A 22,749-nucleotide genomic window follows, 5' to 3' on the forward strand; every position below is an offset into this window, starting at 1 on the left:
CCCGCATGCCGGCCGCCGCGCTGCTTGACGACTTCCTCGCGTTCACGCTCGCGAGCGACACGCCGGCGGTGAAAGACGGCACGTGCGCGGACGGTGCGGTGCGCTGGCGATGGCTCGGCGACGGGCTGCTCGCGCTCGAGCCGGCCGCACGCGACGAGGCCGGCGAGGCCGATGCGGCGGCGCGCGCGAGCGTGCTCGTGTCGGCCGGCGTGCATGGCGACGAGACGGCGCCGATCGAGCTGTTGTCGATGCTCGTGCATGATCTCGCGGCGGGCACGCTGCCGCTCGCGTGCCGGCTGCTCGTCGTGCTCGGCAACGTGCCGGCGATGCGCGCGGGCGAGCGCTATCTCGACGACGACCTGAACCGCCTGTTCAGCGGCCGGCACGCGCAGGTGCCGACGAGCCGCGAAGCGCCGCGCGCGGTGCAGCTCGAAGCGGCGGCCGCCGCGTTCTTCGCGGCCGCGCCGGCGGGCGGTGCGCGCTGGCACGTCGACATGCACACGGCGATTCGCGCATCGGTGTTCGAGCAGTTCGCGCTGCTGCCGCACACGGGCACGCCGCCGACCCGCGCGATGGTCGAATGGCTGGGCGAAGCGCGCATCGCGGCCGTGCTGCTGCATACCGCGAAGGGCAACACGTATTCGCACTTCACGGCCGAGCAGTGCGGCGCGCTCGCCTGCACGCTGGAACTCGGCAAGGTGCGGCCGTTCGGCCAGAACGACCTGTCGCGCTTCGCGCCGGCCGACCGCGCAGTGCGCAAGCTCGTGTCGGGCGCGCCCCGTGATGTCGATGCGCGGGGCGGCCATCCGCGGGGCGGCCATCCGCCGTTGCCGCGCGTGTTCACCGTGATCGACCAGATCACGAAGCAGAGCGATGCGCTCGAGCTGTTCGTCGCGGCCGACGTCGCGAACTTCACCGCGTTCGCGCGTGGCACCGTGCTCGCGCAGGACGGCGACTACCGCTACACGGTGAAGCACGACGAGGAGCGCATCGTGTTCCCGAATCCGTCGGTGAAGCCGGGCTTGCGCGCGGGCCTGCTCGTCGTCGACACGACGCGCGACACGCTCGCCGCGCTCGTCTGAGCGACGCCCGGATGCGCGCGGCTGCGGTGATTGGCAGCCCGCGCATCGTCGCGCCGCATTCGCATTTGGGGTTGACGTACGTCCGCCTGCCGCGCAGAGGGCCGGGCATCGGGCCTTGCGTATTTGCGACATCGTCTTGCAAGTTCGATGGACGGCCCGGCTGACGCCGGCGCACGCAGCGCAGCATCGCGTTTCGTCGGTCGCTTTGCCGTATCGGGCCGTGCGGATTGGTACAATCGCGGCCTTGCGGCTGTTGCGCCGCATCAAGGCGCGGCATCGGGATTGTCGTTGTCATCCGACCCTGCAATGATGCAAGCGCCCGTAGTTCCGGAACATTCGAGTATCGAGGAGAACACCTGATGAAGTTGGATTGGCGTAAAGTGGCCGCGCACGCGGTAGTGGCGGCAACGGCCGTGGCGGCAGGCAGCGCGATGGCGGCGGATCTGAAGGAGATCCGGTTCGGCGTGGAGGCCTCGTACGCGCCGTTCGAATACAAGACGCCCGACGGCAAGCTGACCGGCTTCGACATCGACATCGGCAACGCGGTGTGCGCGAAGCTGAAGGCGAAGTGCGTGTGGGTCGAGAACGACTTCGACGGCCTGATCCCCGCACTGCAGGCGCGCAAGTTCGATGCGATCAACTCGGACATGACGATCACCGACCAGCGCAAGCACGCGATCGCGTTCACCGATCCGATCTACACGATCCCGAACCAGCTGATCGCGAAGCAGGGCAGCGGCCTCCAGCCGACCCCGCAAGCGCTGAAGGGCAAGCGGGTCGGCGTGCTGCAGGGCACGATCCAGGAAGCGTACGCGAAGAAGAAGTGGGCGCCGGCCGGTGTCGAAGTCGTGCCGTACCAGACGCAGGACCTGGCCTACGCCGACCTGAAGTCGGGCCGTCTGGACGCGACGTTCCAGGATTCGGAGGCGGGCTCGAAGGGCTTCCTGTCGAAGCCGCAAGGCCAGGGTTTCGGCTTTGCCGGCGGCACGGTCACCGATGCCGAGATCCTCGGCTCGGGCGTCGGCTTCGGCCTGCGCAAGAACGACGCGGCGCTGAAGACCGCGCTCGATCAGGCGTTGAAGGGGCTGAAGGCCGACGGCACGATCGACACCCTCGCGAAGAAGTACTTCAGCGTGCCGGTTACGCTCAAGTAAGCGTTTCGATTCGTCGCACGATGCAGCCGGCCGCTTTCGCGGCCGGTTTGCTTTTCGGGCGCCGCTTCTCGCACCCGTGCCGGTGGGGCGGCCACCGGCATGCCGCGTGCGTCACGCGGGGAAGAACCGCCCCAGTTCGCGCGCGAGCTCGTTGAGCACGCTCATCTCCTGTTGCGTGATCTTGCGCGCGGGCTGCGCACCGGCCCAGTCGCCGTACAGCAGGCCGACGGTCGTCGTGCCGACGCGCACCGGCAGCAGCACGAACGCGCGCGTGTCGGGGAGCGCATCGAGGTACCACGCGGGCAGGCGCTTGACCATCTTCGGCTCCTGCGCTTGCTCGATGAAGATGCCGACCGAGTTCGTGATCGCGAGATGGAACACGTCCGGCTCGAAGCGCTCGTCGAAGCACAGCCGGTCGAGCGCCGCATCGACGTCCGGGCCGAAGCCGAGGCGCGCGGCGAACGTGCCGTCGTCGCGGCGCACGAACATTACGGTGCGCGTGAACGCGAGCCCCGCGAGCAGGCTTTCCGACGCAAGCGCGAGCACCGGCGTCAGCACGTGCTCGGACGGCAGCGCGCGCAGGTCCGCGAGGCCGGCCTCGAGGCATGCCTCGGGTTCGGGCTGCGCCCGCGCGATCGCGTCGGCGTTCGCACGCAGCTCGACGATCTCGCGCATCACGGTGTCGCTCGCTTCCTCGCGTGCGAGCCGGTCGGCGATCTCCACCAGCGCGTCGGAATCGATCTCCAGCTCCTGCCCGTAGCGCTGCGCGAGCACCGCGATGTGCGCATCGCGCTGCGGGCCCGCGGGCATCGCGAGCGCGCCGGCGACGTCGGTCGAGCAGCGGCTCACCGAACGCAGCCAGCGCACGCGGTCGGCGCCTTCGTCGGCACAGGCCTCGGGCCGCCGGCGGACGTCGCGATCGTCGTCTTCGTCGCCTTCGTCGCGGCGGGCGGCGTGCGCGGCGCGACCGTCACCGTCGGCCATCCCGGCGCGGATCACGTCGGGCAAGCGCCAGCTCGCGGCGGCCTCCAGACCGATTTCGTCGAAGCCGACGCCCAGCACGTCGACGCACGCGGCCGCGTCGTCGCCGTTCAGCTCGGCGGCGCGGCGGCGGATCCGGTCCCATTCGCTGTCGAGATAGCAGACCACGAGCAGCTTGCCGACCTGGCGCATCAGCGTGCAGACGACGGCTTCCTCGCCGCCGCGCAGTTCCGCATGCTCGGTCAGCTTGCGGGCGACGCAGCCGGACAGCAGCGCGCGGTTCAGCTCGAGCTTCGCGTCGATGCGGCGCGGCGTGCTGTGGTGGAAATGATCGACGAGTTTCAGCCCGACGACGAGATGGCCGACCGTGTCCATGCCGAGCACCATCAGTGCTCGCGTGACGGTCGTGATGTTGCCGCCGAACGCCATGTACATCGCGGAATTGGCGAGCCGCAGGACTTTCTGCGTGAGCGCGAAATCCGACAGTACGACGCGTACGAGCGCGGTGAAGTCGAGGTCGTCGTTCTTCATCGCGGCCATCGTCGCGCGCAGCGATTCCGACAGCAGCGGGAAGTCGCCCCGTTCGTTCATCCGGGCCCACAGCTTGTCGAGCAGCGCCGTGCGGGGCAGGTGTGCGGTGATTGACATACGGATCAGTCCGGTTCGCTGCGCGCGTCAGGCGGCGTGCAGGCGCAGTTGCTGCGCCTCGAAGCGCCGCGCGAGCTCCTCGGACGGCAGCGCCTGGCACACGAGCCAGCCCTGGATGTGGTTGCAGCCCATTTCGGTCAGCAGTTCGCGCTGGGCCTCGGTCTCCACGCCTTCTGCGACGAGCTCGAGATCGAGCGTCTGCGCGAGGCCGACCACCGCCGACACGATCGCGCGATCGTTGCGCGACGTCAGCAGGTTCTCGACGAAGCTGCGGTCGATCTTCAGCTTCGCGAGCGGGAAGCGCTGCAGGTACGCGAGGCTCGAATAGCCGGTCCCGAAATCGTCGATCGCGAAGCGGATGCCGAGCTCGGTCAGCTCCTCGAGCAGCACCTTCGCCTGCGCGGGATCGTGCATCAGCAGGCTTTCGGTGATTTCCAGCACGATGCGGCGCGGGTCGATGCCCGTCAGCGCGATCGCCTCGCGCACGCTCTGCGTGAAGCGCGGGTCGCGGAACTGCTGCGGCGACACGTTGACCGCCACATATTGCAGCGCGAGCCCCTGGCGGTCCCAGGCGACGAGCTGCATGCACGCGGCCTTGAGCACCCAGTTGCCGAGATAGTTGATCAGGCCGATCGACTCGGCGAGCGGAATGAAGGTGGCCGGCGGCACGAGGCCGTGCACCGGATGTCGCCAGCGGATCAGCGCCTCGACGCCGTCCACCGCGCCCGACTGGCTGCGCGTGATCGGCTGGAAGTGGAGCGAGAACTCGCCGTTGCGCACGCCGTCGTACAGGTCGGCCTCGAGCTTGAGCCGCTCCGCGTCGGCCGGGTCGTCGACCGGCTCATGAAACGCGAGCGCATTGCCGCCCGACGCCTTCGCCTGCGCGAGCGCATGGTCGGCGCGGCGCAGCAGCGGGCTGTGGTGCTGCGCGCGATGGGGCGCCGCGCGTTCGTCCGGGTACAGCGCGATGCCGATGCTCGCCGACAAGTGCACGGTCTGCCCCTGGAATACGTAAGGTTCGCGCACCGCGGCCTGCAGCCGGCGCGCGAGCGCGTCCGCGGCGTCGCTCGCGCGCGCGCGGCTCGATGCGGTCAACACCACCGCGAACTTGTCGCTCGCGACGCGCGCGAGCTGCTCATTGGGCGCGACGAGCGCCTGCAACCGCTGCGCGGTGTCGCGCAGCAGCGTGTCGCCGGCGTCGTAGCCGAGTGCGCGGTTGATGCGCTGGTAGTCGTCGAGGTCGAGCAGCAGCAGCGCCGCGCACGTGCCGCTCTCGTCGGCCGCCTGCTGCGCGCGCATCAGCGCGGGCACGAGCGCGGACAGGTTGTCGAGCCCCGTCATCGGATCATGGTGCATCTCGTACGTCAGACGGGCTTCGAGCGCACGCCACGCCGACACGTCGAACGCCGCGATCGCGAAGCCGTCGACGCCGTGGTGACGGCTCTTGAACGCGCGGATCTCCACGTCGAGCGGGTAGGTGAGCGACTTGACGATGCAGATCGTCGCCTTCTCGACCTGGCCGGAACGCGCGGCGCGCGCAAGCAGGCCTTCGAGCGTCGCGGTATCCTGTTCCGCGATCAGGTCCCGCAGCGTCAGCGTGTGCAGGTAGTCGCGGTGATAACCGATGAAGCGCAGGCTCGCGTCGGATACGTACAGAAAGCGCAGCTCGCGGTCGACATGGGCGAGGAAATCCACCGTGCCGACCGTCTGTTCCAGCCAGTTGCGCACGGTGTCGTCGCGGCGCGGCGCGCCGGCGCGCGCAGGCATCAGCGCGCCGCCCGACCAGGCGAAGCGGCGCAGCGTATGCAAGGCATTGCGCCAGGAGCCCTTGCGTGGCGTCTGTTTCCTGTTGGCTTCCATGTTTCTCGCTGACGTGAAGGGCTGGAACCGGTTGTCCGGAAGGAATAACGGCAGGCTGCGCGGAATCTTTAACCGGCCGGCCGGCAGCGGCTGGCGCTGCCGCCGGACCGGGTCGTGCATGCGGCGTTCGACGGTCGACCGCCGCATGGCCTATGTCGAGGCTGACTTTATAAGAAATGAGGACGCAGATGAAGCGAAAACTATTGGTGGGCGCCGCGGCGGCGCTGCTGCTGGCCGGTCATGCGCTGGTCGCGCAGGCGCAACTGAAGCCGGGCGCCACGGCGCCCGACTTCACGACGCAGGCGTCGCTGGGCGGCAAGACTTACACGTACTCGCTCGCCGATGCGCTGAAGCACGGGCCGGTCGTGCTGTACTTCTACCCGGCCGCGTTCACGAAGGGTTGCACCATCGAGGCGCATGCGTTCGCGGATGCGGTCGATCGTTACAAAGCTTACGGCGCAACGGTGATCGGCGTGTCCGCCGACAACATCGACACGCTGACCAAATTCTCGGTGAGCGAGTGCCGCAGCAAGTTCCCGGTCGCGGCCGATCCGGACGCGAAGATCATCCGCGAATATGATGCGAAGCTGCCGGCGCTCGATCGCGCGAACCGCGTGTCCTATGTGATTTCGCCGGAAGGGAAGGTGCTGTACGAGTACACGAGCCTGTCACCCGACAAGCACGTCGAGAACACGCTCGGCGCGGTGAAGGCGTGGGCCGACGCGCATCCGAAGCAGTAAGCCGCAGGCCGTGAGCCCGCGGCAAAGCGGCCCGCCGCGCGGGCCGCAAGCACGACGAAACGCGCCGCCGCGTGGCGGCGCGGGCATGCCGGACGTACCGGACGTACGTTAAGCGCGCAATGCCTGTTCGATCGGCACGCCGCCGCCGACGAAGCCGATGACCTTGCGCGAAATGCCCAGCTTGATCGCCTCGATCGCGGCCCATGCGACATCCTGGCGCGACACCGGCGGCGCCGCGTTGAGCGGCTCCTCGGTCAGTGCGATCTTGCCGACGCCCGGGCCGTCCGCGAGCGGGCCGGGGCGCAGGATCACGTAGTCGATGCCCGACGCGATCACGCGCTCGTCGCCTTCGCGCTTCATCTGCGAGTAGTGGCGCAGTGCGTCGCCGCTGCGCTCCGGCCAGTACGCGGTCAGCGAACTGATCACGACCAGCTTTTGCACGTTGTAAGCGAGCGCATACTCGGCCGCGCGCGCGACCGCGTCGCGGTCGATCTGCTCCTCTTCGGCGGCGCCTTCCGATTCGGCCGAGCCGGCCGCATAGATCACATGCGTGATGCCCTGGAAGGCGTGCGAGAAATCGCCCGTCAGATCGGCTTCGACGACCTTCGCGCCCGGCAGCGCATAGCCGTGCCGGCGCACCAGCGCAGTCACCTCGAATTCCGACTGTTTGAGCAGCAGATCCGCGCAGGCCTGACCCGTGCGGCCGGTCGCGCCAATCAGCAGTACCTTCGTCGTCATGAAACCGCTCCTTGCACGATGCGTCATCCTCCCAGATAGGGACGGACGACTGATACTCAAGTGTATGTCGATTTGGGCCGGCGGCGTGCAGGGAATGAGGGACGCACCGCTCGAGGCCCGCCGGCGCGGCCTGTGGAAGCCCCGTCGCCATGCCGTCGTGCGCATCGATTGCGGAATCGACCCGCTGACCGGCTATCATGTGCGCGATGCATTTTTCGCCGCGACGCAATGCAACGCGGCGACCAACCGGTTGGAGTACACATGGCATTACCCCTGGACAACATCAGCATGGCCGTGTTCTGCGACTTCGAGAACGTCGCGCTCGGCGTGCGCGACGCGAAGTACGAGAAATTCGACATCAAGCCCGTGCTGGAGCGGCTGCTGCTGAAGGGCAGCATCGTCGTGAAGAAGGCGTATTGCGACTGGGAGCGCTACAAGGGCTTCAAGGCGTCGATGCACGAGGCGAGCTTCGAGCTGATCGAGATTCCGCACGTGCGCCAGTCGGGCAAGAACTCGGCCGACATCCGGCTCGTCGTGGACGCGCTCGACCTCTGCTACACGAAGTCGCACGTCGACACGTTCGTGATCATCAGCGGCGACTCGGATTTTTCGCCGCTCGTGTCGAAGCTGCGCGAGAACGCGAAGAAGGTGATCGGGGTCGGCGTGAAGAAGTCGACGTCGGACCTGCTGGTCGCGAACTGCGACGAATTCATTTTCTACGACGACCTGGTGCGCGAGCAGCAGCGCGCGCAGGCGAAGCGCGAACAGCAGCACGCGGGTAACGGCGGCGCGAAGCGGCCGGACGAACCGTCGCGCAAGCCGGAGCTGGAAGCGCGCCGCAGCGAGGCGATCGCGCTCGCGGTCGAGACGTTCGATGCGCTGGCATCGGAGCGCGACGACGTCGGCAAGATCTGGGCGTCGGTGCTCAAGAGCGCGATCAAGCGCCGCAAGCCGGACTTCAACGAGTCGTATTACGGCTTCCGCGCGTTCGGCAACCTGCTCGACGAAGCGCAGGCGCGCGGCCTGCTCGAAGTGGGGCGCGACGACAAGTCGGGCGCGTTCGTGTCGCGGCCGCGCCAGTCGTCCGCGGCGGAGCAGGCGGCGGCACGTGATACGGGCGGCGCGCACCATGGTCACGGCACGCACCACGGTCACGGCGCGCGCCACGCGGAAGCGGCACCGGCCGAGCGCCAGCCGCGGCGTCGCGGGCAGCGGGCGCAAGCAGCCGTGCAGGAAAGCGTGCAGGCCGACGCGCAAGAGGCGGCCGTCGTCGATGTCATGGACGAAGCGGCGCTCGTGCCGGCAGCGACGGCCGAAGCGACTGCAGTGACTGAAGCGACTGAAGTGGCCGAGGTGCACGGCGACGCGAAGGACGGCCGCAAGCGCGCGCGCAAGAGCGCGGCGAAGAAGACCGGCGCCAAGAAGGGCGGCGAGGCAAAGGGCGGCGAGGCGAAGGGTGCCGGCCGTCAAGCGGCGGCGAAGCCGGACGAGGCCGCGCACGGCGGTGCGAAGCACGGTGGCGACAAGCACGCGCAAGGCAAGCCTGCCGAAGCGACGCATCGCGACGCGGAGCATCGTGAGGAACGGCACGTCGCGTCGCCGACGGCCGGCGAGTACGGGGCTTCGGCGGCTGCCGCGCAGCCAGCGCACGAAGCGGCACCGGCTGCCGAATCGACCGGTGAAGCGGCTGGCGAAGCCGCCGCCGCAAAGCCGAAAAAACCGGCCCGCAAGACGGCTCCCCGCGCGCGTCGTCCGCGCAAGACGGCCGCCGCAGCCGAGTAACGCTGGCCGCGCGGGGCAGCGTCCGACCGAGGGCGCCGCCTGTCTCACCCTGTCGGCCGGTGCAACGCCGGCCGACGCGTCCCGTTATCCGTTCAGCACGTACGGCTGCGTCATCACTTCGAGGAAGTGACCATCCGGATCGTCGAAATACACGCCGCGCCCGCCGTAATGGCGGTAGATCTCACCGGGCTGCCGCTTCGCCGGATCGGCCCAGTGCGGCAGTCCGCGCTCGCGAATGCGCGCGTACACGCGATCGAAGCCGGCCTCGTCGGTCAGGAATGCGTAGTGCTGGGCCGCGATCTCTCCCTCCTTTTCATAAAAATCGAGCGACACGCCGTTTTCGAGCGGGACGACCAGCATCGGGCCGAACGGCGTCGGCGCCGGCAGTTCCAGAAGCTCGGTGAGGAAGCGGCTCGACGCGTGCTTGTCGCGACACCAGACGATCGTATGGTTCAGCTGGACGTTCATGGCAGGTCCCCGGGAACGGGCGCGAGGGTGGGCATGGACACACGATAGTCGATCGCCGCCCGCGTGCAAGCCGGATCCCGGGCGAACGCGGCCCGCCTCGCCGGCGGCAGCCGCGGCGGCCGGGCCTGAATCGTCGGCTGAAACGATCTGGACGATCGGCTACTTTTTCGGGAGCAAAGGTCATTGGCGCGGCTTTTTGCGCCGCCAAGAATCTCTGTCAACCATCGCCGTCATCCGCCGGATGACGAACCGGCGATGCGCGACAGGGAGACAGACGATGCGCTTCACGCTGAACGGCCAGCCGTTCGATTTCGACGGCGATCCCGATACGCCGCTGTTATGGGTCATTCGCGACTCGGCCCGCCTCACCGGCACCAAATACGGGTGCGGCATCGGCGCATGCGGCGCCTGCACCGTCCATCTCGACGGCGAAGCCGCGCGTTCCTGCGTGCTGCCGGCCGCGAGCGTCGCGGGCCGCTCGGTCACGACGATCGAAGGGCTGTCGCACGATCGCTCGCACCCGGTGCAGCGCGCGTGGATCGAGAAGGACGTGCCGCAGTGCGGCTACTGCCAGTCGGGGATGGTGATGGCCACCGCCGCGCTGCTCGCGCAGCATCGCAAGCCGACCGACGCGCAGATCGACCAGGCCGTCACGAACCTGTGCCGCTGCGCGACCTATCAACGCATTCGCGAGGCGATCCATGTCGCGGCCGGCTGACGCGGGGCGGGCGCGGCATGCGCCGAATGCGTCGCGGCGCGTGTTCCTGCAAGGCGGCGTCGCGCTGGCGGGCAGCCTGCTGCTGCCGCTCGCGATCGGCGACGTCGTGCAGGCGGCCGGCGACGGCGCGCGCTTTCGCGAGATCAACGACTGGGTGCGCATCGACGCCGACGGCCGGACGATCATCGGCCTGTCGCAGGCGGAAGTCGGGCAGGGCGTCTACACGGGGCTGCCGCAGGTGCTTGCCGACGAGATGGATGCCGACTGGCGCAGCGTGACGGTCGAGTTCGTCACGGGGCGCGATGCGTACCGGATCGACGCCGCGAACGAGGCGCCGCAGCAGTTCGTCGGCGCGTCGATGTCGGCGACGATGTTCTACACCCGGCTGCGCATCGCGGGCGCGCAGGCGCGCTCGGCGTTCCTGCGGGCCGGTGCCGCGCGGCTCGGCGTGCGCGACACGCAGTGCGTGACGCGCGACGGCCGCGTGATCCATGCGCCGAGCGGCCGGTCGCTGTCGTATGGCGCGCTCGTCGACGCTGCCGCAAAGCTGCCGCCCGATCCGCAGCCGCGCCTGAAGCCGCCATCCGCGCACACGTTGATCGGGCGTGCGTTGCACAAGCTCGACGTGCCCGCGAAGGTCGACGGCAGCGCGATCTTCGGCATCGACGTGCAGGTGCCCGGCATGCTGGTCGGCGCGCTGACGATGGCGCCGACGCTGAACGGCCGGCCGACGGCCGTGAAGAACCGCGACGCGCTGCGCGCGATGCCGGGCGTCGTGGACGTCGTGCTCGCGAAGGACGCAGTGATCGTCGTCGCGCACACCTACTGGCAGGCGAAGAAGGCGTGCGACGCGGCGGACATCGTGTGGGACGTCGGCACGACACCGGCGTTCGACAGCGCGACGATCCTCGCGCAGCGCAAGGGTGCGCTGCAGGCCGGGCACGCGGTGGTCGCCACGACGATCGGCGAGCCCGCGCGCCGGCTCGCCGAGGCCGGCACGATCGTCGAAGCCGACTACCACACGCCGTACATCGTTCACGCGACGATGGAACCCGTGAACGCGACCGTGCACGTGCGGGCGGGCGAGATCGAGGTGTGGGGGCCGATCCAGGGGCAGGACAAGGTGCGCTGGACGCTGTCGGCGCTGTTCAACGTGCCGGCCGAGCGCGTGATCGTCAACACGACGTTTCTCGGCGGCAGCTTCGGCCGCAAGTACGTGCCCGATTTCGTCGTGCACGCGGCCGTCGCGTCGAAGGCGGTCGGGCGGCCCGTGAAGGTGATCCGCTCGCGCGAGGACGACATCCGTCACGGCTTCTATCGGCCGTGCGCGTCGGCGCGGTTGCGCGCGGCGCTCGGCACCGACGGGCTGCCGGTCGCGCTGCATGCGCGCGTCGCCGGCCACTCGCTGTATGCGGCGATCAAGCGCGACCGCTACGAGAAGGCGGGCGGCTGGGACGAGACGATGCTCGACGGCCTGTACGACCTTTGCTACGACGTGCCGAACCTGCTGGTCGATTCGGTCACGGTGATGCAGCCGATTCCGGTCAGCTTCATGCGCAGCGTCGGCAGCACGTCGACGGTGTTTTTCCTCGAGAGTTTCGTGAACGAGCTCGCGCACACGGTCCGTGCCGACCCCGTGCGATACCGGCGCGCTCTGCTGAAGCACGACCCGCTCGCGCTGCGCGTGCTCGACGCGACGGCCGCGCGCGCGAACTGGTTCGGCCGCGCGCCGGCCGGCGTGTCGCGCGGCGTCGCGTATTCGCTGTACACGGGGCGCGGTGGCGCGTTCAACACCTACGTCGCGGCGATCGCCGACGTGCGGGTGACGGGCGGCCACGTGAAGCTCGAGCGGATCGTGTGCGGGATCGACTGCGGCCGCGCGATCAATCCGCTGCTGATCCGCGAGATGGTCGAAGGCGGTGTCGGTTTCGCGCTGACCAATACGTTCAGGAGCGAGATCACGTTCGAGCACGGCGCGGTCGTGCAGCGCAATTTCGCCGACTATCCGCTGCTCGGTCTGGCCGCGATGCCGAAGATCGACGTCGTGATCGTCGACAGCGATCGTGATCCGCAAGGCTGCGGCGAAGTCGCGCTGCCGCCCGTCGCGCCGGCCGTCGCCGATGCGATCTGGCGCGCGACCGGCGAGCGGCCACGCTCGATGCCGTTCGCCACGCCGCTCGCGACCTGAGCGATTCCAGCATTCCCCCAAGACCGGCGGCGCCCGGTGCGCCGCCGATAAATATCAAGCATAACTACACAACTGGTCTGGAGACTTCCATGAAAACCTTCCGCACGGCCGCGACGGCCGTTTCGTTCGCGGCCGCCGCCGCGTCGCCGGGCGCGCATGCGCAGAGCAGCGTGACGCTGTACGGCATCGTCGACACCGGCGTCCAGTACTACAACAATGCGGCGGGTGGCGGCTCGGTCGCCGGCATGCCGTCGCTGACCGGTGAAGTGCCGTCGCGCTTCGGGTTGCGCGGCGTCGAGGATCTCGGCGGCGGCTATCGCACGTTCTTCGTGCTCGAGAACGGCTTCGCGCCGAACTCGGGGGCGCTGAACTACGGCGGCCGCCTGTTCGGCCGGCAGGCGAACGTCGGCATCGAGTCGCCGTACGGCGCGCTCACGCTCGGGCGGCAGATGAACATGTCGATGCGGGTGCTGCTCAATGCCGACGTGATCGGCCCGTCGATCCATTCGATGGCGAGCTTCGACAGCTACTTGCCGAACGCGCGCAGCGACAACGCGCTCGGGTATCTCGGCCGCTTCGGCGGCGTGACGCTCGGCGGCACCTACAGCACCGGGCGCGACGACGCGGGCCCGGCCGGCCCGTCCGCGACCCATTGCGCGGGCAACGTGGCGGGCGACCCGGTCGCCTGCCGCCAGTACACGATGATGGTGGCGTACGACGCGCCGCAGTTCGGCGCGGCCGCTTCGTATGATGTGATGCATGGCGGCGCGGGCGCGTCGGCGCCGCTGTCGAGCCCCGGCTATACGGACACGCGCACGATCGTCGACGCGTATGTGAAATTCGGCATCGCGAAACTCGGCGCGGGCTGGATCCGCCGCAACACAGCGGCCGCGGCGCACAGCCAGTCGGACATCTTCTTCGCGGGCGGCACGGTCCAGGCAACGCCGGCGCTATCATTCGACGCACAGGCCGTGCGCTACCTGCTGCGCAGCCGCTTCGACTCGAACCTGTTCGTCGCGCGGGCGAACTACAGCCTGTCGAAGCGTACGATGGTCTATACGTCCGTCGGCTACATGACGAACAGCGCACTCGGCACGTCGGCGGTGGCGGCCGGCGGCACCGTCGGCGCCGGCCAGAACCAGGTCGGCGTGATGGCGGGCATCCAGCAGCGCTTCTGAGCCGGCGGCGCGCACCACGGAGACTCCGACGATGATGACCGATCTTCTCAGCGACGTGCTGACCGACCTGCGGGCCGATGCAGTCGTCACTGGGCGCTTCACGCTGAGCGCGCCGTGGGCGATTCGCAAGCCGGCCGTCGCGGGCGCGCCGTTTCGCACCTGTGCGGGCAGCCCGTTCTTCCTGGCGGTCGCGGGGGCCGCGCCCGTGCACGTCGAGCCGGGCGACTTCGTGCTGCTGCCGCACGGCGACGAGCATGTGATGGCATCGTCGCTCGACGAGCCGCCGGTGCCGTTCGATACGCTGATGGCGGACAAGGGCATCCGGCCGCGCTTCGACACGCCGCTCGAATTCGTCGCGGGCGGCGGCGGCGCGACGAGCGACCTCTATACCGGGATCGTCATTTATCGCGACATCGTGCGCAGCCCGCTGTTCTCCGTGCTGCCGCCGCTGATTCACGTCCGCGCGAACGACGCGGCCGTCGCGCCGTGGCTCGCGAGCACGCTGCAGAGCTTCATCGAGGAATCGATGGCGTGCCAGCCCGGCTGGGCCGTCGCCGCGACGCGTCTGGCCGACGTGCTGTTCGTGCAGCTGTTGCGCGCGCACCTGCAGTCGTCGGCGAATCACACGGGCTGGCTGCGCGGCCTGACCGATGCGCAGATCGGCCGCGCGATGGCGCTGATGCACCGCGACCCGCGCCGCGACTGGCAGCTCGCGAGTCTCGCGGCCGAGGCCGGCATGTCGCGCTCGCGCTTTTGCGCGCGTTTCGCCGAACTGGTCGGCGAGACGCCGATCGGTCACCTGACCGCCTACCGGATGTACCTGGCGAGCGGCGAGCTCGCGCACGGCAAGCTGCGGCTGATCGAGATCGCCGAGCGGGTCGGCTACACGTCGGAAAAGGCGTTCGCGCGCGCGTTCCATCGCTGGTCGGGGATGGCGCCGCGCCGCTATGCGCGCAACGCGCGGGATCTGTACGACCTCGCACGACATGGATGACGGCGCGTCGCGCTATCGGGTGCTCGCGCTTGCCCGCGGGCTCGCGCTTCCCGAAGCGGTCGCGCGCGGGTAGCCGTACGCCACCGCCGCGGAGCGGGGCGGCGCCGCAGGCTCCGTCGCTCCGTGTACGGCCGTGTGCCGTTACGCGTTACTCGCCGGCCACCGCCGGTTCGCCCGAATTGCCGCTGCGGTTGCGGCGCTTCTCGAACCGCACACGCAGCCGGTCCATGTATAAATAGACGACCGGCGTCGTATAGAGCGTCAGCACCTGCGACATGATCAGGCCGCCGGCGATCGCGATCCCGAGCGGCGCGCGCAGCTCGGCGCCGTCGCCATGGCCGAACGCGAGCGGCAACGCGCCGAGGAGCGCTGCCATCGTCGTCATCATGATCGGCCGGAAGCGCAGCAGGCACGCCTCGTGGATCGCATCGTACGACGACTTGTTGCCGTTGCGCGTCTGGTCGATCGCGAAGTCGACCATCATGATCGCGTTCTTCTTCACGATGCCGATCAGCAGGATCACGCCGATCAGCGCGATGATGCTGAACTCGGTCTTGAACAGCAGCAGCGCGAGCAGTGCGCCCACGCCGGCCGACGGCAGCGTCGACAGGATCGTGATCGGGTGGATGTAGCTCTCGTACAGGATCCCGAGCACGATGTAGACGGCCAGCAGCGCCGCGAGGATCAGGATCGGCTGATTGTTCAGCGATTGCTGGAACGCCTGCGCGGTGCCCTGGAAGCTGCCGACGATCGTCGGCGGCACGCCGATCTGCGCCATCGTCTGGTAGATCACCTGGGTCGCCTGCGACAGCGACACGCCCGGGGGCAGGTTGAACGAGATCGTCGTCGCGACGAAGAGGCCCTGATGGTTGACCGACAGCGGCGTCGTGCTCGGGCCGAAGGTCGCGATCGCGGACAGCGGGATCATCGTCGACTTCGACGTCGACACCGCCGCGCCCGACGACGCGCTCGACTTGCCGCTCGACGCGATCGAGTTCAACGCCTGGTTGCGCGCGGAATCGGACGCGATCGCCGCGGCGCTGGTGGCGGCCGTGCCGGCGCTTGACGTGCCGGCCGAGGTCGCGACGAAGGTGCCGGCCGCCGCGTTGGTCGACTGCGAGCCGTTCGCGCTGCCGCCCGACTTGCTGATCCACACTTCGTTCAGCATTTGCGGGCTCTGCCAGTATTTCGGCGCGACTTCCATCACGACGTGGTACTGGTTCAGCGGGTTGTAGATCGTCGAGACCTGGCGCTGGCCGAACGCGTCGTACAGCGTGTTGTCGATCTGCGCGGGCTTGATGCCGAGCCGCGCGGCGGTCGCGCGGTCGATCGTCACCATCGCCTCCAGGCCGCCTTGCTGCTGGTCCGAGTTGACGTCGGTCAGCTCGGAGCGCTTCTGCAGCGCCTCGGTCAGCAGCGGCCCCCACTTGTACAGGTCGGCGCTCGAATCGCCGAGCAGCGTGAACTGGTATTGCGCGTTGCTCTGCCGGCCGCCGACGCGGATGTCCTGAGCGGCCTGCAGGAACGTGCTCGCACCGGCGACATCCGCCAGCGGCTTGCGCAGTTGCTGGATCACCTGGTCGGCCGACAGCTTGCGCTCGGTGCGGTCCTTCAGCGTGACGAACATGAAGCCCGAATTGGTCTGCGTGCCGCCGGTAAAGCCCGCGGCGCTCTGCACGTTCGGGTTGCTCTGCACGATCCGCATCATCTCGGTGAACTTCTGCTTCATCGCCTGGAACGACGTGGACTGGTCGGCCCGAATGCCGCCGATCATCAGCCCGGTGTCCTGCTGCGGAAAGAAGCCCTTCGGCACGATGATGTACAGATAGACATTCAGCCCGATCGTCGCGAACAGGATCAGCAGGACCAGCAGCGGGCGGCGCAGCGCCCACGACAGCGAGCGCTCGTAGCCGCGCTGCATCCGCGTGAAGAAGCGCTCCAGGAACCGGCCGAGGTGGCCTTCCTCGTGCGCGTCGTGCGGCTCGCGCAGCAGCCGCGCGCACATCATCGGCGTGACCGTCAGCGATACCGCGAGCGATACGGCGATCGCGAGCGACAGCGTCAGCGCGAATTCGCGGAACAGGCGCCCGACGATGCCGCCCATCAGCAGGATCGGCAGGAACACCGCGACGAGCGAGATGCTCATCGACAGGACCGTGAAGCCGACCTCGCGCGCGCCGTCGAACGCGGCCTGCAGCCGCGGCTTGCCGTTCTCGATGTGGCGCGTGATGTTCTCGAGCACGACGATCGCATCGTCGACGACGAAGCCGGTCGCGACGATCAGCGCCATCAGCGACAGATTGTCGATCGAGAAGCCGAGCAGGTACATCGCGCCGAACGTGCCGATGATCGAGATCGGCACCGCCACGCTCGGAATCAGCGTCGCGCGCCAGTTGCGCAGGAACAGGAACACGACCATCACGACCAGGCTGATCGCGATCAGCAGCGTGTGCTCGGTGTCCTTCAGCGACGCCCGGATCGTCGTCGAACGGTCGAGCACCGGCGTCACCGTGATGTCGGCCGGCAGCGACGCGGTGAGCTGCGGCAGCGCCGTGCGCACGCGGTCGATCGTCTCGATGATGTTCGCGCCGGGCGAGCGGTAGAGGATCACGAGCACCGCGCGCTTGCCGTTCGACAGGCCGAGGTTGCGCAGGTCCTCGACCGAGTCGACGACCTCGGACAGGTCGGACAGCCGCACGGCCGCGCCGTTGCGGTACGCGACGACCAGGTCGCTGTACTGCGACGCATGCGAGGCCTGGTCGTTCGTATAGAGCTGGTAGTGCTTCGGGCCGGATTCGATCGCGCCTTTCGGGCTGTTCGCGTTCGCGGACGCGAGCGCGGCCCGCACGTCCTCGAGGCCGATCCCGTAGTGGAACAGCGCATGCGGTTCGAGCTCGACGCGCACGGCCGGGTTCGCGGAACCGCTCACCGACACCTGGCCGATCCCGTCGATCTGCGACAGCGACTGCTGCAGCACCGTCGACGCGGCGTCGTACAGCTTCGCGGGCGACGACGTTTCCGACGTGAGCGACACGATCATGATCGGCGAGTCGGCCGGGTTGACCTTGCGGTACGTCGGGTTGCTCTTCAGCGAGGCGGGCAGGTCGGCGCGGGCCGCGTTGATCGCGGCCTGCACGTCACGCGCGGCGCCGTCGATGTCGCGGTTCAGCCCGAACTGCAGGATGATCCGCGCGTTGCCGACCGTGCTGGTCGACGTCATTTCGCTGACGTCGGCGATCGAGCCCAGGTGCCGCTCGAGCGGGCTCGTCACGCTGGTGGCGACGGTCTCGGGGCTCGCGCCGGGCAGCGACGCCTGCACCGAGATGGTCGGGAAGTCGACCTGCGGCAGCGGCGACACCGGCAGCTTGATGAACGCGAACAGGCCGGCGAGCGCGACGCCGAGCGCGAGCAGCGTCGTCGCGACGGGGCGGGTGATGAAGGGGCGCGACAGGTTCATCGCTTATGCGCCCGTGTGCTTGCCGGCGTCGGCGCCGGGGCCGTGCCGCTCGAACCAGCCGCGCACGCGGCGCGCGAGGCTGTCGAAGCCGAGATAGATCACCGGCGTCGTGAACAGCGTCAGCACCTGCGACACGATCAGGCCGCCGGCGATCGCGATCCCGAGCGGCTGGCGCAGCTCGGAGCCCGCGCCGGCGCCGACGATCAGCGGCACCGCGCCGAGCAACGCGGCGAGCGTCGTCATCAGGATCGGCCGGAAGCGCAGCAGGCACGCCTGGTAGATCGCCTCGCGCGGCGGCTTGCCTTCGACCCGTTCGGCCTCGAGCGCGAAGTCGATCATCATGATCGCGTTCTTCTTCACGATGCCGATCAGCAGCACGATCCCGATGATCCCGATGATGTCGAGGTCGTGCCCGGTGATCATCAGCGCGAGCAGCGCGCCGACGCCGGCCGACGGCAGCGTCGACAGGATCGTGATCGGGTGGATGTAGCTCTCGTACAGCACGCCGAGCACGATGTACATCGTGACGACCGCCGCGAGGATCAGGAACAGCTGGTTCGACAGCGACGCCTGGAACGCGAGCGCCGCGCCCTGGAAGCGGGTCTGGAACGAGCCGGGCAGGCCGATGTCCTTCTCGGCGGCGCCGATCGCCTTCACGGCCTCGCCGAGCGACGCGCCCGGGGCGAGGTTGAACGAGATCGTCGTCGACGGGAACTGCGACAGGTGCGCGACGAGCAGCGGCGACGGCCGTTCGTGGAACGACGCGATCGACGACAGCGGCACCTGGCCGCCGCCGGCGGACGGCAGGTAGATGTCGTTCAGCGATTCGGCGTAATGCTGCTCCTTCGGCTCCGACTCGAGAATCACGCGGTACTGGTTCGACTGCGTGAAGATCGTCGACACGATGCGCTGGCCGAACGCGTCGTACAGCGCGTTGTCGACGGTCGCCGGCGTGATGCCGAAGCGCGCGGCGCTGGCGCGGTCGATCTCGATGTACACCGACTGGCCGTTGCTCTGCAGGTCGGTCGCGACGTCGGCGAGCGACGGCTCCTTCTGCAGCCGCGTGACGAGCTTCGGCACCCAGGTCGCGAACTCGTCGGGGTTCGGGCTCGTCAGCATGAACTGGTACTGCGTCGGGCTCACGGTCGAGTCGATCGTCAGATCCTGCACCGACTGCATGAACAGCGTGATGCCGGTCACGTTCGCGACGCGCTGCTGCAGGTCGCGGATGATCTGCGCGGCCGACTCGGAGCGCTTGTCGCGCGCCTTCAGGTTGATCAGCATCCGGCCGCTGTTCAGCGTGATGTTGCTGCCGTCGACGCCGATGAACGACGTGAGGCTTTCGACGTTCGGGTCCTTCAGGATCTCGGCCGCGAGCGCCTGCTGGCGTTCGGCCATCGCGCCGTACGAGATCGACTGCGGCGCCTGCGTGATCCCCTGGATCACGCCGGTATCCTGCGCGGGGAAGAAGCCCTTCGGTATGTATACGTAGAGCAGGGCGGTCAGCGCGAGCGTCAGCAGCGCGACGACGAGCGTCGAGCCCTGGCGGTTCAGCACCCATTCGAGCGCGACCCCGTAGCGCGCGATCACCCAGTCGATCGCACGGTGCACGCGCGCCTCGAAGCGGTGGCTTTCCGGCGGCGGCGAATGGCGCAGGAGCTTCGCGCACATCATCGGCACGAGCGTGAGCGACACGATCGCCGAGATCACGATCGTCACCGCGAGCGTGATCGCGAATTCGTGGAACAGGCGGCCGACCACGTCGCCCATGAACAGCAGCGGGATCAGCACCGCGATCAGCGATACCGTCAGCGAGATGATCGTGAAGCCGATCTGCCTCGACCCCTTCAGCGCGGCCTCGAGGCTCGTGTGGCCTTCCTCGACGTAGCGTGCGATGTTCTCGATCATCACGATCGCGTCGTCGACGACGAAGCCGGTCGCGATGGTGAGCGCCATCAGCGACAGGTTGTTCAGCGAGAAGCCGGCCATGTACATCACCGCGAGCGTGCCGATCAGCGACAGCGGCACCGACAGGCTCGGGATGATCGTCGCGTAGACGTTCGCGAGGAACAGGTACATCACCAGCACGACCAGCGCGACCGCGAGCAGCAGCTCGAACTGCACGTCGCGCACGGCGGCGCGGATCATCGTCGTACGGTCGGTGACGACCTGCACGTCGAGCGCCGCGGGAAGCGTCTCCTGCAGCTTCGGCAACTGCGCCTTGATCGCGTCGACGGTCGCGATCACGTTCGCGCCCGGCTGGCGCTGCACGTTCAGGATGATCGCGGGCTCCGCGTTCACCCACGCGCCGAGCTTGGTGTTCTCCGAGCCGGCGACCACCTTCGCGACGTCGGTCAGCATCACCGGGCGGCCGCTCTTGTACGCGACGACCGCGGAGTTGTACTGGTCGGCGCTGGTGAGCTGGTCGTTGGCGTTGATCGTGTACGCGCGCGTCGGGCCGTCGAAGTTGCCCTTCGGCGTGTTCACGTTCAGGTTCGAGATCGTCGTGCGCAGGTCGTCGAGGTTCATCCCGTACTGCGCGAGCGCGGTCGGGTTCGCCTGGATCCGCACGGCCGGCCGGTTGCCGCCCGACAGGCTGACGAGACCGACGCCGGCGATCTGCGAGATCTTCATCGCGAGGCGCGTATCGGTCAGGTCCTGCACCTGCGTGAGCGGCAAGGTCTTCGACGTGATGGCGAGCGTCAGCACCGGCGCGTCGGCCGGGTTGACCTTCGCGTAGATCGGCGGGGCCGGGAGGTCGGACGGCAGCAGGTTGCCGGCCGCGTTGATCGCGGCCTGGACTTCCTGCTCGGCGATGTCGAGCGGCAGGTCGAGCGAGAACTGCAGCGTGATCACCGACGCGCCGGCCGAGCTTTGCGACGACATCTGGTTCAGCGACGGCATCTGCCCGAATTGCCGCTCGAGCGGCGCGGTGACCGACGACGTCATCACCTCGGGGCTCGCACCCGGATAGAAGGTCTGGACCTGGATAGTCGGGTAGTCGACCTCGGGCAGCGCGGCGAGCGGCAGGAAGCGCAGCGCGACGAGACCGGCCAGCATGATCGCCGCCATCAGGAGGGCGGTGCCGACCGGTCGGAGAATGAAGAGGCGGGATGGATTCATCGAGCGGCCCGCGCGTTACTGGGCCGCGGGGGCCGCGGCCTGCGACGCGCCGTGCTTGTGTCCGCCGCGGTGGCCGGCCGCACCCGATGCGCCCGAAGCACCCGCAGCACCCGCAGCACCCGCAGCACCCGCAGCACCCGAAGCACCCGCAGCACCGGACGCCGCGCCGGCGCCGTGCGCGCCCGACGCGCCTTTCGGCTTGTCGGCCGGGATCGTGATCTTCGCGCCTTCGCGCAGCCGGTCGGAGCCGTCGGTGACCACGCGCTCGCCGAGCGCGACGCCGCTCACGATGCTGGTGCGTTCGCCGTCGACCGGGCCGATCGTCACCTTGCGCACCGTCACCGTATTGTCGGGTTTCACGATGTACACGAACTGGCCGATCGAGCCCGTCAGCACGGCGGCCGTCGGCACGATCGTCGCATTGCGCAGCACGTCGACGAGCAGGCGCGTGTTCACGAACTGATTCGGGAACAGCAGGCCTTCCTTGTTATCGAACTTCGCGCGCAGCTTGACCGTGCCGGTGCTCGTGTCGATCTGGTTGTCGAGCGTTTCGAGCGAACCCGTCTCGAGCGGCACCGTGTTGTTGCGGTTGTACGCGGTGACCGACAGTTTCTTGCCCGCGTTCACCTGCTTGAGGATCGGCGTCAGGTTGTCTTCCGACGTCGTGAAGATCACGCTCATCGGCTGCAGCTGCGTGATCACGACGATCCCGTTCGTGTCGCCCGCCGTCACGTAGTTGCCGGGGTCGACCTGGCGCAGGCCGACGCGGCCCGACACCGGCGCCGTGATGCGTGCGTACGTGAGGTTCAGCTTCGCGGAATCGATCGCCGCCTGGTCGGTCTTCACCGTTCCTTCGTATTGCTTGACGAGCGACGCCTGCGTGTCGACCGTCTGCGACGCGATCGAGTCCTGCGACAGCAGTGTCTGGTAGCGCTTCAGGTCGAGGCGGGCCGTCGCGAGCAAGGCTGCGTCGCGGGCGTGGGTGCCTTCGGCGTTTTCGAGCGCGACCTGGTACGGACGCGGGTCGATCTGCGCGAGCAGGTCGCCTTTCTTGACGATCTGGCCTTCCTGGAATGCGACGGACTGCAGATAGCCCGACAGCTGCGTCTTGACCGTCACGTTCGCGAGCGGCGTCACGGTGCCGAGCGCGGACAGCACGATCGGCATCTCGCCTTGCGTCGCGGTCGCGACCGACACGGGCTGCGGAATGTTCGCCATGGCGGCCGGGCCGCCGCGGCCGCGATGGCCGCCGCCGGCGCTCGCGCCGGAGGCCGCGCTGCCTGCTGCCTGCGTGCCGGCCGGCGTACGGCTCCACGGGTGCCACCACAGCAGGCCGCCGATGACGACGACTGCGAGCGTCCCGATCACCAGCCTGCGGCGCGGGCGACGGGCGGCAGGGGAGGCGGGATCCTTCGAAGGGGGCGTGGGCTTTTGTTGGTTGTCCATCGTGTTCTGTCTGGAAGACGGTGCGGCGTGCCGGAAAACAGGCGTGGAGCGGCGCGTGGGCATGCGATGCCGCGAGGGCCGGCTCGGTCCGGCCCTCGCGGTCCGCGCGGGAAAGAGCGGTGCGCACCGCGAATGCGGCGCGACGATGGGCATGATCCTACGTCCCGTCCCCGTTACAGTCCAGTGCTCTAT

The 22,749-nt window shown here is 68.8% G+C and carries 15 protein-coding genes; 8 read left to right on the forward strand and 7 right to left on the reverse strand.

Translation table 11 applies throughout. From position 1 onward, the window contains the following. The first annotated feature begins 5 nt into the window (after positions 1-5). Complete coding sequence (astE, locus tag LMA02_RS05520) at positions 6-1,082, forward strand: succinylglutamate desuccinylase (protein ID WP_228907611.1); 1,077 nt, start codon at positions 6-8, stop codon at positions 1,080-1,082. Positions 1,083-1,441: 359 nt separating this feature from the next. After that, the gene (locus tag LMA02_RS05525; protein ID WP_228907194.1) at positions 1,442-2,236 is read left to right on the forward strand and encodes an ABC transporter substrate-binding protein; all 795 of its coding nucleotides are present in this window, start codon (positions 1,442-1,444) and stop codon (positions 2,234-2,236) included. A gap of 111 nt (positions 2,237-2,347) precedes the next feature. Here the strand turns inward: LMA02_RS05525 and LMA02_RS05530 are convergent, their stop codons facing one another. Continuing rightward, the gene (locus LMA02_RS05530; protein WP_228907195.1) at positions 2,348-3,865 is read right to left on the reverse strand and encodes an HDOD domain-containing protein; all 1,518 of its coding nucleotides are present in this window, start codon (positions 3,863-3,865) and stop codon (positions 2,348-2,350) included. Between the two features lie 27 nt (positions 3,866-3,892). Continuing rightward, positions 3,893-5,632 carry a cyclic di-GMP phosphodiesterase CdpA gene (gene cdpA, locus LMA02_RS05535; protein WP_228907612.1) on the reverse strand — a complete coding sequence of 580 codons (1,740 nt, stop codon included), beginning with the start codon at positions 5,630-5,632 and terminating at the stop codon, positions 3,893-3,895. A gap of 281 nt (positions 5,633-5,913) precedes the next feature. Here cdpA and LMA02_RS05540 point away from each other — a divergent pair, with 281 nt between their 5' ends. Next, positions 5,914-6,465, forward strand: a complete 552-nt coding sequence (locus LMA02_RS05540; protein ID WP_228907196.1) for a peroxiredoxin — start codon at positions 5,914-5,916, stop codon at positions 6,463-6,465. A gap of 108 nt (positions 6,466-6,573) precedes the next feature. Here the strand turns inward: LMA02_RS05540 and LMA02_RS05545 are convergent, their stop codons facing one another. Beyond that, positions 6,574-7,203 carry an SDR family oxidoreductase gene (locus LMA02_RS05545; RefSeq protein ID WP_166723084.1) on the reverse strand — a complete coding sequence of 210 codons (630 nt, stop codon included), beginning with the start codon at positions 7,201-7,203 and terminating at the stop codon, positions 6,574-6,576. 261 nt (positions 7,204-7,464) lie between these two features. Between LMA02_RS05545 and LMA02_RS05550 the strand changes: the two genes are divergently transcribed. After that, complete coding sequence (locus LMA02_RS05550) at positions 7,465-8,985, forward strand: NYN domain-containing protein (RefSeq protein WP_228907197.1); 1,521 nt, start codon at positions 7,465-7,467, stop codon at positions 8,983-8,985. 84 nt (positions 8,986-9,069) lie between these two features. Here the strand turns inward: LMA02_RS05550 and LMA02_RS05555 are convergent, their stop codons facing one another. Beyond that, positions 9,070-9,453 carry a VOC family protein gene (locus LMA02_RS05555; RefSeq protein ID WP_228907198.1) on the reverse strand — a complete coding sequence of 128 codons (384 nt, stop codon included), beginning with the start codon at positions 9,451-9,453 and terminating at the stop codon, positions 9,070-9,072. Positions 9,454-9,730: 277 nt separating this feature from the next. Between LMA02_RS05555 and LMA02_RS05560 the strand changes: the two genes are divergently transcribed. The 4 genes from LMA02_RS05560 (at position 9,731) to LMA02_RS05575 (ending at position 14,531) form a co-directional block, all read left to right on the forward strand. Continuing rightward, positions 9,731-10,171 carry a (2Fe-2S)-binding protein gene (locus LMA02_RS05560; RefSeq protein ID WP_006758311.1) on the forward strand — a complete coding sequence of 147 codons (441 nt, stop codon included), beginning with the start codon at positions 9,731-9,733 and terminating at the stop codon, positions 10,169-10,171. Then, on the forward strand, positions 10,155-12,359 hold the full coding sequence (locus LMA02_RS05565; protein WP_228907199.1) for a xanthine dehydrogenase family protein molybdopterin-binding subunit: 2,205 nt from the start codon (positions 10,155-10,157) through the stop codon (positions 12,357-12,359). Before LMA02_RS05560 ends, LMA02_RS05565 begins: the two co-directional genes overlap by 17 nt. A gap of 89 nt (positions 12,360-12,448) precedes the next feature. Beyond that, a complete protein-coding gene (locus LMA02_RS05570) occupies positions 12,449-13,537 on the forward strand; it encodes a porin (protein ID WP_228907200.1) in 1,089 nt (362 codons plus the stop codon). A gap of 31 nt (positions 13,538-13,568) precedes the next feature. Next, a complete protein-coding gene (locus LMA02_RS05575) occupies positions 13,569-14,531 on the forward strand; it encodes an AraC family transcriptional regulator (RefSeq protein WP_228907201.1) in 963 nt (320 codons plus the stop codon). Positions 14,532-14,679: 148 nt separating this feature from the next. Here the strand turns inward: LMA02_RS05575 and LMA02_RS05580 are convergent, their stop codons facing one another. Genes LMA02_RS05580 through LMA02_RS05590 form a run of 3 tightly spaced genes read right to left on the reverse strand, consistent with a single transcriptional unit; the run spans position 14,680 to position 22,557 of the window. Continuing rightward, positions 14,680-17,988 (reverse strand): efflux RND transporter permease subunit, encoded by a 3,309-nt coding sequence (locus LMA02_RS05580; RefSeq protein ID WP_228907202.1) that lies wholly within the window; start codon positions 17,986-17,988, stop codon positions 14,680-14,682. A 3-nt stretch (positions 17,989-17,991) separates the two neighbouring features. Continuing rightward, positions 17,992-21,111 carry an MdtB/MuxB family multidrug efflux RND transporter permease subunit gene (locus LMA02_RS05585; RefSeq protein ID WP_228907203.1) on the reverse strand — a complete coding sequence of 1,040 codons (3,120 nt, stop codon included), beginning with the start codon at positions 21,109-21,111 and terminating at the stop codon, positions 17,992-17,994. 15 nt (positions 21,112-21,126) lie between these two features. Further along, positions 21,127-22,557, reverse strand: coding sequence for an MdtA/MuxA family multidrug efflux RND transporter periplasmic adaptor subunit (locus tag LMA02_RS05590; protein ID WP_228907204.1), 1,431 nt, complete (start codon positions 22,555-22,557; stop codon positions 21,127-21,129). Positions 22,558-22,749: the final 192 nt, after the last annotated feature.

Source organism: Burkholderia sp. B21-005, assembly GCF_020843965.1.
Lineage (GTDB): Bacteria > Pseudomonadota > Gammaproteobacteria > Burkholderiales > Burkholderiaceae > Burkholderia > Burkholderia ambifaria.